Annotated in this window: 11 protein-coding genes; 9 read left to right on the forward strand and 2 right to left on the reverse strand. The window is 69.1% G+C overall.

What is annotated here, in order from left to right; all coding sequences use genetic code 11:
• Positions 1-6 precede the first annotated feature (6 nt).
• Positions 7-432 (reverse strand): D-aminoacyl-tRNA deacylase, encoded by a 426-nt coding sequence (gene dtd, locus ACIQVL_RS25675; RefSeq protein WP_403426426.1) that lies wholly within the window; start codon positions 430-432, stop codon positions 7-9.
• A gap of 157 nt (positions 433-589) precedes the next feature.
• Here dtd and ACIQVL_RS25680 point away from each other — a divergent pair, with 157 nt between their 5' ends.
• From ACIQVL_RS25680 to ACIQVL_RS25690, 3 genes are all read left to right on the forward strand, one after another.
• The gene (locus ACIQVL_RS25680) at positions 590-1,183 is read left to right on the forward strand and encodes an aerial mycelium formation protein (protein WP_403426428.1); all 594 of its coding nucleotides are present in this window, start codon (positions 590-592) and stop codon (positions 1,181-1,183) included.
• Positions 1,184-1,306: 123 nt separating this feature from the next.
• Positions 1,307-2,551, forward strand: coding sequence for a GNAT family N-acetyltransferase (locus ACIQVL_RS25685; RefSeq protein WP_403426430.1), 1,245 nt, complete (start codon positions 1,307-1,309; stop codon positions 2,549-2,551).
• Positions 2,552-2,919: 368 nt separating this feature from the next.
• Positions 2,920-3,840, forward strand: a complete 921-nt coding sequence (locus tag ACIQVL_RS25690) for a winged helix-turn-helix domain-containing protein (RefSeq protein ID WP_403426431.1) — start codon at positions 2,920-2,922, stop codon at positions 3,838-3,840.
• A gap of 14 nt (positions 3,841-3,854) precedes the next feature.
• On the opposite strand, the gene ACIQVL_RS25695 is transcribed toward ACIQVL_RS25690, so the two are convergent.
• Positions 3,855-4,046, reverse strand: coding sequence for a hypothetical protein (locus ACIQVL_RS25695; protein WP_189265967.1), 192 nt, complete (start codon positions 4,044-4,046; stop codon positions 3,855-3,857).
• A 144-nt stretch (positions 4,047-4,190) separates the two neighbouring features.
• On the opposite strand from ACIQVL_RS25695, the gene ACIQVL_RS25700 reads away from it, so the two are divergent.
• The 6 genes from ACIQVL_RS25700 to ACIQVL_RS25725 all read left to right on the forward strand — a co-directional run bounded on the left by ACIQVL_RS25700 (position 4,191) and on the right by ACIQVL_RS25725 (position 11,077).
• A complete protein-coding gene (locus ACIQVL_RS25700; RefSeq protein WP_403426433.1) occupies positions 4,191-5,060 on the forward strand; it encodes a FadR/GntR family transcriptional regulator in 870 nt (289 codons plus the stop codon).
• Between the two features lie 29 nt (positions 5,061-5,089).
• Positions 5,090-5,803, forward strand: coding sequence for an HAD family hydrolase (locus ACIQVL_RS25705; RefSeq protein WP_403426435.1), 714 nt, complete (start codon positions 5,090-5,092; stop codon positions 5,801-5,803).
• A gap of 342 nt (positions 5,804-6,145) precedes the next feature.
• The gene (locus ACIQVL_RS25710) at positions 6,146-7,018 is read left to right on the forward strand and encodes a winged helix-turn-helix domain-containing protein (RefSeq protein WP_403476447.1); all 873 of its coding nucleotides are present in this window, start codon (positions 6,146-6,148) and stop codon (positions 7,016-7,018) included.
• A gap of 244 nt (positions 7,019-7,262) precedes the next feature.
• Positions 7,263-9,464: an aminoglycoside phosphotransferase family protein gene (locus ACIQVL_RS25715; RefSeq protein ID WP_403476448.1), complete on the forward strand. Its 2,202-nt coding sequence runs from the start codon at positions 7,263-7,265 to the stop codon at positions 9,462-9,464.
• An 81-nt stretch (positions 9,465-9,545) separates the two neighbouring features.
• Positions 9,546-10,427: a hypothetical protein gene (locus ACIQVL_RS25720; RefSeq protein WP_403476449.1), complete on the forward strand. Its 882-nt coding sequence runs from the start codon at positions 9,546-9,548 to the stop codon at positions 10,425-10,427.
• A gap of 23 nt (positions 10,428-10,450) precedes the next feature.
• Positions 10,451-11,077 (forward strand): TetR family transcriptional regulator, encoded by a 627-nt coding sequence (locus ACIQVL_RS25725; protein WP_403476450.1) that lies wholly within the window; start codon positions 10,451-10,453, stop codon positions 11,075-11,077.
• The last annotated feature ends 40 nt before the right edge of the window (positions 11,078-11,117 follow it).

Below are 11,117 nucleotides of genomic sequence, written 5' to 3' on the forward strand. Positions count from 1 at the left end.
GCGGAATCACATCTCCAGCAGGACGGTGAACGGGCCGTCGTTGGTCAGCGACACCCGCATCCGGGCCCCGAACCGCCCGGTGGCCACGGTCGCCCCCAGCGACCGCAGCTGCGCGACCACCTCGTCCACCAGCGGCTCCGCCATCTCGCCGGGCGCCGCCGCGTTCCAGGTCGGCCGGCGCCCCTTGCGGGCGTCGCCGTACAGCGTGAACTGGCTGATCACGAGCAGCGGCGCGTCGGTGTCGCTGCACGACCGCTCGTCCGCCAGCATGCGGATCGACCAGAGTTTCCGGGCGAGTTGGGCCGCCTTCTCCTTGGTGTCCTCATGGGTCACCCCGACGAGCACGCACAGGCCCTCGCCCTCGATCGCGCCCACCGTCTCGCCGTCCACGACGACGCTCGCGCCGTCCACCCGCTGTACCACCGCTCGCATGCGCACCATCATGCCCGGTGCTCGCATGCTCATCACAGGGGCCCATTATTGATCCTTAACGTCCCAACTAGGGCCGTTCGGGGGCACTCGGTCACATTGCGGCCACTTGGGGTGGCACCATGCTTCCACACGCCGGTCGAGGGGACGGTTGAGACGTATGAGCACACCGAGTACCGGGCGACTGAAGACGCAGGGCACGCAGAGCGTGCAGAGCCTGCCCCGGCCGCCCGCACAGCGCGGCGAGGACATCCCGCTGCCCGCGGAGCCGCCGGAGCACGACCTGGGCCGCCTGAGCCTGCCCGAACTACGCGTCCTGCGCCGGGACGCACAGCGCGACGAGGCCGACCTCAGCTACGTACGACGGCTGCTGCAGGGCCGTATCGACATCCTGCGCGCGGAACTGGCCCGCCGCTCCCCGGCGGGCGCCGCCGCCGTCGTGGACCGGCTCCCGGAGATCCTCACGGACGCCCCGGCCCGCCACCGTTCCTCGGCCCGCCACGTCACGCTGGGCACCCCGCACAACGAGGAGTACGGCAGGCTGGCGGCCGACATGCTGGCCGAGGTCGAGCTCTCCGACCTGGAGGCCCGCACGGACACCGAGCTGAACACGGCGATGGGCCGCCTGGTCCGCTACGAGCAGGAGGTGTCGCGGCGAAGGCAGCGGCTGCAGCGGACGGCCGACGACTCCAGCGGCGAGATCACCCGCAGGTACCGGGAGGGCGAGGCGCAGGTCGACGATCTGCTGACGTGAGGCGCAGCGCCCCTCCGGGTGCTCGGGGAACCGCGCGACCAGCACCCGCGCACCCGCATCCGTACCCGCATCCGCAGCCGAAAATGAATCGGCACCTCGGAATCGAACGCATACCGTGCTGTCATGACTGACGCCGTCGAAGTCCGCCCCATCACCGAACCCGAGTTCCAGGACTGGCATCGGGCCCTGTCCACCGGCTTCCTCAACCCGCCCACCCTTCCGGCCGAGCAACTCGACGCCCGGCGCAGGCAGTTCGTGCCAGGCCGACTCCTGGGCGCCTTCGACGGCCCCCGCTGCGTCGCGACGTTCCGCTCCTTCGAACAGGAGCTGACCGCGGTCGGCGGCGCCCTCCTGCCCGCCGACGCCGTCTCCAACGTCACGGTCACCCCCACGCACCGCCGCCGCGGCCTGCTCACCCGCATGATGAGCCAGGACCTGGCCGCGGCGAAGGAGCGCGGAGACGTGGTCGCGACCCTGATCGCCGCCGAGTACCGGATCTACGGCCGCTACGGCTTCGGCCCGGCGACCACGCTGACGGAGTGGACGGTCGAGGTCCCGCGGGCCGGCCTGGACCCGCGCTGGGCGCGCCCGGAGGGCGGCGGCCGGATCGATCTCGTCGACGCCGAGGACATCCGCAAGCTCGGCCCCGACCTGCACGAACGCATCCGCCGCAGCACCCCGGGCGCGGTCAGCCGCAGCGAGCTGTGGTGGCAGGTACGCACCGGCGCGGTCCGCTTCGAGGCCGACTGGAAGGAGCCCTACTTCGCGGTGTACCGCTCGGCGGCCGGCGAGGTGGAGGGCATCGCGTCGTACGAGTCGGACGACAACTGGCAGGGCAAGCAGCCCTACGACACCGCCGACGTGCACTGGCTGCTCGGTACGACCCCGGCGGCGGAGCGCGCGCTGTGGCACTACCTGTGCTCGATCGACTGGATCACCCGGGTGAAGAGCGGCTGGCGGTCGCCCGACGACCTGCTGCCGCACTACCTGCCCGACCCGCGGGCCGCGCGGATCACCAGCCAGGCGGACTGGCTGTGGGTGCGGATCCTGGACGTCGTACGGGCCCTGGAGGCGCGGACGTACGACAGGGCGGGGTCGCTGGTCCTGGAGGTGGCGGACCGGCAGGGGCTGGCCGGCGGCCGGTTCCGGCTGGACGCCTCCCCCGATGGGGCGTCCTGCACCCCGACCACCGGCACCCCCGATCTCGCCCTCGACATCGCCGAACTGGCGAGCGTCTGGCTCGGTGACCAGTCCGTGGCGCGGTTGCACGCCCTCGGACGGGTCCAGGAAGAGCGAGTGGGCGCCGCCCGGGAGGCCGACGCCCTGTTGCGCGCGCCCGGGCGGCCTTGGTGCCCGGACATCTTCTGAGGCGCTCCTTCCTCCCGGGGACGGTGCCTGAATCACCTGTGTTCACTTGTGACTGTGCTGGTGTGACTGTGCGGTGCTGCTCATCCGTAGCGAGCTGTGAAGTTGTGGCTGTGCGGGTCTGCCTGTGTTCGGTTGTCGGTGTTCAGTTGTGACTGTGCTGCTCGTGCTGGCCGCGCACCCCGACGGCCGGCCCAGGTGGACCGGGCTCCCGGCTCCCCTCCGGAAGGGAACCCGGATGGCCAACCGCCGAGGAAGTATGACCATGTCGCTGGAGTTGGTGACCAACTCCACAGTACTTATCTCCACTTGGATGCGACTCATAACCACCTTCCCGTGAACTGCCGAAAGATGGCGGGAAGTTGTACTGTTTGTCCGTGGAGCCGGAACACGCCTCCGTCAATGGACGGAAGAGGTCACAACGGCCTCAGGCGTCACACCACGAGGTGGCCGACGAGCTGCGCACCCGGATCAGGTCCGGGGTGCTGCGGCCGGGCCAGCGCATGCCCACGCAGGCCAAACTGGCCGACGAGTTCGGTGTCGAGCGCGGGGCGGTGCGGCAGGCGCTGCGCATCCTGCAGTCGGAGCACCTGCTCACCAACGTGTCGAAGGGCGCTCCGGCGACGGTGGCCCCGGGTCCGGGCCCGGTACGGTTCGCCGCGGGCCCGGAGGCGCCGCCGCAGCCGACCATGGTGGCCCTCACCCCGCGCATAGAGGCGGCCTTCGCGGCCTCGCACGTGAGGATCGACGCGCTCTGCCTGACCTCGGTCTCGCTCAACCTCGCCCTCGGCGGGCCGTTGCGGCTCATCCACGCGGGGCGGCTGGAACCGGCCAAGATCGACGTCCGGGTGCTGCTGCCGAGCCGGGACATCGACCTCGCGTTCCCGACGGCGGTGGCGGCCGACGCCTCGGCCGAGGACGCGGTGCACGACCGCTGGCTGGCCCAGCGCAACGCGCAGGGCCAGGTGCTGCGGCACAACCTGCTGGCGCTGCGCGCCACGCACGGCATCGACGTGCACGTCACCTTCCGGGCGCTGCCCTTCACCCCGCCGGTCAAGCTGTACCTGCTCAACGGGGCGGAGGCACTGTTCGCGTACTACACGCTGGCGCGCCACGAGCGGGAGATCGACCACGAGCACCTGCAGACGTACGACGCCGAGGGCACGCGGTCGATGCTCTTCGCCTTCGAACAGGGCGCGGGGCTGCGGGACACCGCGTTCGTGGACCAGTCCACACGGTGGTTCGACGCCCTGTGGGGGACGATCAGTTCGGATCTGCACCTGACGGCCTAGACCGCCCCCGGTTCCTACAGGGCGGGCCCGGCGAGCATCAGGGCGAGCAGGACGGCACCGGCGGAGCTGAACGCCGGACTCTTGGCCTTGATGCCCACGGTGAGCAACAGCAGGCCGATAATGCCAGTGGCACCGTACTTCGACTGGACGATCTGCTCGAAGCCGACGACGAAGACGGCGGAGAGGAGAGCGAGGGCGGCAGGCATGGTGGGTCCCCCATCAGTCGGGAAGCAAGGCTTCCGCCAACTCAACCAAGTTGGTGACCAACTCTGATTAAGTTGTCCCCAGTTGGCCACTACTTATAAACAACCTTCAAACAACTCCCGGTAGATGGATCAAAGTTGTAGCGTTTGGTCGTGACTCAGGAGAACGTGGCAGTGAACGCCGGCAGCACACCTCAGGAGATCGCCGACACCCTGCGGCAGCGCATCCGCTCGGGCGACCTCAAGGCCGGCGACCGCCTGCCCACCCAGGCCGAACTGGCCGAGGCCTTCGGCGTGGAGCGGGGGACCGTGCGCCAGGCCGTGCGGTCACTGCAGGACGACGGCTACCTCGTCGACGTCGGCAAGGGCAGCCCGCCGCGCATCGCCGAGCCGCGGCCCGCGACGACGGACGAGCCCCAGCCGACGATGGTCGGCCTCGGCCCCCGCATGACGGAGGCGTTCGCGGCCGCTCACGTCCGTATCGACGCGGCCTGCCTGACCGCCCAGAGCCTGCTGCCGGCGCTCGCCGAGCCCCTGCGCCTGATCCACGAGGGCCGGATCCGCCCCGAGAGCATCGACGTCCGGGTCCTGCTCCCCAGCCGGGACATCCCGCTCGCCTTCCCGACGGCCGTCGACGGCGACGACGACACGGTCCACAACCGCTGGCTCGGCATGCGCAACGCCCAGGGCCAGGTCCTCCAGTACAACCTCCAGGGCCTGCGCTCCACCCACAAGATCGACGTGAACGTCACCTTCCGGGCCCTGCCGTTCACCCCGCCGATCAAGCTGTACCTGCTCAACGACGCCGAGGCGCTGTTCGCGTACTACACGGTCACCCGCCGCGAGGAGCAGACGGAGGACGGCCTGCTCGACATGTACGACGCCGTCGGCTCGGAGTCCCTCCTCTTCTCCTTCGAGAAGCGGACCGGCCAGCGGGACGCCGCGTTCGTGGAGCAATCGCAGAAGTGGTTCAACGCCCTCTGGGAAACCATCACGACGGACCTGACACTCTCCTAGTGACTTCTGATACGACGCAGACTGAACTGGTGGCAGCCAAGAGCAGGAACACGACCGAAGAGACCGCGGAACTGGTGAGAAGCGCCCAGGTCGTCCTCTGGGACTTCGACGGGCCGATCTGCCGGCTGTTCGCGGGACACTCGGCGGCGGGCGTGGCCGGCGGACTGGTCGACTGGCTGGCGGTCCGGGGCCTGCACGGCCTGGTCACGGACGCCGAGCGGGACTCCCTCGACCCGCACCTCGTACTGCGCGCCGTGGACCGCCGGCACCCCGGCAGCGACCTGGTCGCGGAGCTGGAGGAACGTCTCACCAAGGAGGAGCTGCGGGCCACGTCGACGGCGATGCCCACGGCGTTCGCGGACATCCTCATCCAGACCTGGCGGGCGCGGGGCGCGCGCATGGCGGTCACCACGAACAACTCCCCCCGGGTGGTCCGCGCCTACCTCGACGACCGCGCCCTGACCTCCTGCTTCGCTCCGCACATCTACGGCCGCACCCAGGACCTGCACCGCCTCAAGCCGGACCCGCACTGCCTCAACCGCGCCCTCAACGCGATGGGCGCCGCCCCCGGCGCGGCCCTGATGATCGGCGACTCGCCCACGGACTTCCAGGCGGCCCGAACCGCCGGCGTCCCGTTCCTGGGCTACGCGCGTAACGCACGGAAAGCCAAGCTTTTGACCGAGGCCGGCGCGGAGCATGTGGTGGGGTCCTTGTGGCCGTTGCTGGAGATACTGCGGCGTTAGGGGGTGTTGGGCGGGGCCGACGGGTGCGGGGCGGCCGGGGGCCGGTGCGCCCGCGGCGCCGGGCCGTCAGGATCCCGATCACCCCGCCGATCACGCTCGACACGGAGACGGCCAGTTGCACCAGGTCGTCGATCTGCACCGTGACCCCGAGTACCCGTAGCTCCATGGCGCCCGCCCCCTGCAAGCTCTGGTCGACCGTGCAGTAGCCGGGCCCGCCTGCCTGGTTGCCGGTCAATTTCAGGCATCCCCAGGCAGGTTGATCCGTTAACCGGTGCGGTCCATGACTCTTCCTGTCTGAACGGTGCGTGTTTACCTTGACGTTGGGGGAGGAAAGTTCGCTGTATGGCGGCCAGGCAGGCGCGTGACGGTGGTGGCAAGGCGTTCCGGCAGGTCTCCGAGGCGCTGCGGGCCCGGATGGTGGACGGGACGTACCAGCTGGGAACCGAACTGCCCGCCCAGGGCAGGCTCGCCGCGGAGTTCGGGGTGTCCCGGGACACCGTCCAGCGGGTGGTGCGTGAGCTGGGCCACGAGGGATGGATCGAATCCCGCCAGGGCAGCCCGGCACGAGTCGTCAAGGTCCAGCGTGTGCAGTCCACCACGGCGAAGGCCAGCAGGTCACGGCAGGTGATGATGCTGGGGCCGCTGATAAGCGAGGCGTTCGAGCAGGCCGAAGTCTCCCTGGACGTCTTCACGTTGACCTCGGAGTCCCTCGACACCCACATCCGGCTGCAGGCGGAGCGGATCCGGGCCGGCGCGATCGCCCCCCGCAGTATCGCCGTCCGGCTGCTGCTGCCTGATCCCCAGCTCGACCTGCCGTATCCCGTGATCAGGCAGGACAAGGACGATCCACGCCTGCGGGAGCGGCTGCGTGCCATAACCGACCGGCACACGGAATCACTCCGTACCGCGCTCAGGGACCTGCAGGCCGAGCGGTTCGTGCCGTCCGTCGACGTCCAGGTCAGGCATGTGCGGCTGGTGCCGGCCTTCAAGCTCTACGTCATCAACGGGGCAGAGGTGCTGCACGGCCTCTACGAGGTCGTCGAACGGCCCATCATCCTGGACACCGGCGAGGAGATCGACGCGCTCGACGTGCTGGGACTGGGCGCGATGCTGACGCACCACGTGGCGGACGCCGGCCCGGACTCGCCGGGATCGGTCTTCGTGCTGAAGATGCGGTCCTGGTTCGAGTCGGTGTGGAACCTGCTCGCCGAGTAGCTCTTCGGCGGACCAAAGGTAGGGGGCAAGCGCGGTGCGCTAGCATGCCCGCATTATGTGAGCAACCGCTCCGAATCCTACGTATGAGAAGGCCAAGCACACCGTTCTCAGAACGACCTGACGCAGCGGGGCACCAAACCCACCCGTTGTGGCTACTCGATTGCGCCTCTGGTCGTGCGGGCAGTCTGCCGCGTTTACCGTTTGCCGTACTTTCCAGCCAGCGCTAGCAATCCCGGAGCGGCCAGTGGGCGCACCTTCTGTTCCCTCGTTTTCCCTTGGGGGACGCGCCAAGTCCGGCGCAGGTCATGCGCTTTACAAGCAGATCGTGGGCCATGCCGTCGAACACGGCAAAGAACACAGCGGGCACCACAACAAGAACTACGTCCTGCCGCTGACCGGCCCCATGGCGCAGTTGCTGGGCCGTGAGCCGGGCATGTCGGTGACCGTACGCACGCGGCGTGCCGATGTGCTGCCGGTGGTGATCAGGACCTGGCAGAACGAGGCGGAGATTCTCAGGGCCGTCAGGGCCGCGCTGCCGCACGTGCCGGAATGTCTCTTCGAGGGTGACGGGTTCGCCGTCCACAGCTATGTGGAAGGAGTCCCGCTGTCCAGCGTGTGCGGCGACGGCAAGCCCGTCGACACGCTGCTCATCGGGGAAATCGCCCAGCTCCTCGCGCAGATGGCCCAGGTACGCAGGGGTACGCTGCCGCCCCTGCCCGCCTCATGGCCCAGCAGCCAGGGGTTTCTGCAGACGCTGGCACACTGCGCGGACCAGCAGATCCGACGGGCCAACCGGGCGGCCTACGGCGGGCTGTTCGCGGCGCTGGGGATTCCGGAGGACGCACTCACCCGGTTCGCGGACCAGGTACCCGTGATGGTGCGTCGGCCGTACAGCCTGCTCCACGCGGACCTGCACCGGGACAACCTGATCGTCCCTTACGGCGGCCACCCGTCGCTCATCTGCGTCGACTGGGAACTCGCCACCTACGGTGACCCCCTCCATGACCTGGCGACTCATCTGGTGCGTATGCACTACCCCGATCACCAGTGGTCCGAGGTGATCGAGGCCTGGGTCCAGGCCATGGAGGACATCCGGCCCTCGGCTGTCAACGGCGTGTCCAAGGATCTGCGTCACTACGTCGCCTTCGAGCAGGCGCAGTCCGTGTATCCGGACGTGATGCGGGCCGCGACATCCCTCGACGAATCGTTCGACCAGAAGGGCCTGGACGAGGCCACGGCGGCGGTGCGTCGTGCTCTGGACGTGGCGCAGGCGCCCCTGAGGTTGCGGCACGTGCCCAGCGAGGCCGAGATCGAGCGTGTTCTGTTCCGGTGGCGGATTTCCCGGGGTGAGGCACGAAAGGGGCTTTTCACCACATTCGAAACCCCGCCCTGGACTCCGGACAAACGTTTCCCCGTGCGGCCGGAATTTCCGTTCCTGGCTGTGCAGGGGGCGCTGCACGCAGAAGGTGCGGCCCCGGTCGGCCGGGTATTCAAGGGAACCGGTCACCTGAATTCCGTGGTGCGCGTACACGGTATTGAATTCCCTGTCGTGGTGAGACGCAAGGTGGAGAAGGTGTTCCGCCGCGAACGTAGTTTTCTCAGTGAACATGCCGTGCTCAGAGCCATCGAGACCTCGGGGGTCCCGGTGGCCGCGCCGAAGATTCTGGCGCTCGGTGAGAGCTATCCGGGGAGGTACCGGAAAGACAGATTCGCCATTCACACCTACGAAGGGCCGCTCGACATCGACCGGCCGCCCAATCACCCGGTGCACGGTTTGCTGCCCCATGAAGCGGACCGGCTCATCGACCAGCTCTGTGCGCTGAAGGACGTCGACTACGCCAAGCTCGACCCGGCCGCCGGGGTGGCGGGCTACAACTTCTACAGCTACCTGAGCGACCAACTCGTCCTGCTCGTGGGGGACCTGCCCAAGGAGTCCCAGCAACTTGCCAGACAGCTCGGCCTGCCGGACGCCGAGCGGCTAAGGCAGATACTGGCCCGGCACCGGGTGACCGATCGCGCGCCGACCCTCTTGCACGGTGACCTGAACCCCTGGAACCTGGTGCGCAGGGACGATGCCAAGGCGCTGACCATCATCGACTGGGAGATGGCGGTCGTCGGTGACTCCCTGTACGACCTGGTCCGGCACATGCATCTCACGCCGACCCGGCCGGAGATCCGCGACCGGATGTTCCGTCGCTGGCAGCGCCTGCTGCCGGTCGACTACACCCATGCCTGGCAACAGGACTGGCGGGTCTACCGGTGGATCGAGATCGTCCGTTCTGCCTACGTGGACCTGGACCGGCTGGTCACCGGAGCGAGCCTGGACGCCCCCAACGTCAGACGGGCCGTGGACTCCTACGCCATGACGCTGGCGGCGGCGATCGGCTCGTTGGGCCTGCCCGCCCGCGCAACGGCGAATCCCCATCTTGCTCGCGCTCTGGCCTAGGGGGACCATTACGGGACCGAATACACGTTTGCCCATGGGTCTGCTGTGCCGGCCGGGCAGCGTCGCGCGGAGGGGGCGTGCATGTCCGGGCGAAGCGGGGGTTCGGCGAACAGCACCGGGCCGTCCCGGCTGAGGCGTCTGCAGGAGCGGGTCGAGCCGGTGGTGACCCGGGTCGTGCTGCTCGGCATCTTCGGCACCGGCCTCACGGCCCAGTTCGTGAAGCCGGTCGGGGACGCCCTGGAGGGCAAGGCCTATCTCGGTGGCGCGCTGCTGAGCCTGGTCGGCTACGTCCTGTACGACCAGGTGAAGGAGCTGACGTCGTCGGTCCGCGCCCCGACCCGGGCACTGGTGAACTCCAGCCAGCTGGGGAGCTTCGTGAGCGAGGCCTTCGAGGCGCGGAGAGTCGAGATCAGTTTTCTCGGCTATACCGGCGAGACGCTGTACACCAGCCTCTATCACCGGCTGGAGGACCTCTTCGACCATCCCGGCCCCACCCGCAGGGTGCTGGTCCGGATGCTCGTGCCGGACTTCGGCCAGCCGATGACGGTTCCCTCCAAGGTGGGGGCGCAGGACGTGCCCGTGGACGATCCCGACTTCCGCAAGCGCATGGAGCAGCGGTGCCGGGAATACGACGGCATCCTCTCCGAGCTCGCGGAGCGGCTGACGGCCACCGGCCGGGTGCGGGTCGAGTGCGAGTACCGGCTCTATCCCGGGATCCCGCGCGACAAGATCTGCATCTTCAACCGGCAGCAGGTGCTGCACGGTCTGTACGACCTGTCCGTGCGGATGCGGCTGCACCACCTGGGCGACGAGTACTACGACCCCAAGGGCTACCGGACCGACCTGAACGTGTGGTCCCGCGAGGGCGTCGCCGAGGCGACGGTGGCGACCTGGACCAAGCACTTCGACGATCTGTGGACCCTCGCGAAGCTCCCGCACTGGCGACAGGCCCCGTCGGCCTGACCCTCGCTGCGTAGGCTCGCCCCATGGGTGACATGGGCCTGCGTGAGCGCAAGAAGCGGCGGATGTACGAGGACGTGTCGGACATCGCCGTGCGGCTGTTCCTGGCGAAGGGGTTCGACGCGGTGTCGGTCGCCGAGGTGGCCGCCGCGGCCGGGATCTCCAAGCCGACGCTGTTCCGGTACTTCCCGGCCAAGGAGGACCTGGTGCTGCACCGGATCGCGGACCACGAGACGGAGGCGGCTCGGCTGGTCGCGGGGGCCGGGTCGCCGGTCGGTGTGCTGGGCGCGCACTTCCTGGCCGGACTCGAACGGAACGATCCGATCACCGGGCTCAACGACCACCCCCAGGTGCTCGCCTTCCACACCCTGCTCAACAGCACCCCGACCCTGGTCGCCCGGCAGTACGCCTACCTGGAGCGGTCGGAGGCCGCACTCGCCGAGGCCCTCGGCGGCACCCTGGAGGCCAGGCTGGCGGCCGGCCAGATCATCGCCGTACAGCGGATCCTCGCGCAGGACAACTGGCGGCGGATCGCGGCGGGGGAGCGGGTCGAGGACGTGCGGGCGGACGCGGTGCGGGCGGCCGAGCGGGCGTTCGGGCGGCTGGAGCGGTCCCTGGCGGACGACGGCCGGGGCACGGCTGAGGTCCGGTAAAAAATTTAACCCGGTCACAATTTCTCGTCTACGCTGTCCC

It is taken from the genome of Streptomyces sp. NPDC090499 (assembly GCF_044769305.1).
GTDB lineage: Bacteria > Actinomycetota > Actinomycetes > Streptomycetales > Streptomycetaceae > Streptomyces.

Bases quoted from the DNA above. Each gene is read 5' to 3' on its own strand.
- ACIQVL_RS25710 (WP_403476447.1), top strand. From the start codon at position 6,146: ATGGCGGCCAGGCAGGCGCGTGACGGTGGTGGCAAGGCGTTCCGGCAG.
- ACIQVL_RS25680 (WP_403426428.1), top strand. From the start codon at position 590: ATGAGCACACCGAGTACCGGGCGACTGAAGACGCAGGGCACGCAGAGC.
- ACIQVL_RS25720 (WP_403476449.1), top strand. From the start codon at position 9,546: ATGTCCGGGCGAAGCGGGGGTTCGGCGAACAGCACCGGGCCGTCCCGG.
- dtd (WP_403426426.1), bottom strand. From the start codon at position 432: ATGCGAGCGGTGGTACAGCGGGTGGACGGCGCGAGCGTCGTCGTGGAC.
- ACIQVL_RS25685 (WP_403426430.1), top strand. From the start codon at position 1,307: ATGACTGACGCCGTCGAAGTCCGCCCCATCACCGAACCCGAGTTCCAG.
- ACIQVL_RS25695 (WP_189265967.1), bottom strand. From the start codon at position 4,046: ATGCCTGCCGCCCTCGCTCTCCTCTCCGCCGTCTTCGTCGTCGGCTTC.
- ACIQVL_RS25725 (WP_403476450.1), top strand. From the start codon at position 10,451: ATGGGTGACATGGGCCTGCGTGAGCGCAAGAAGCGGCGGATGTACGAG.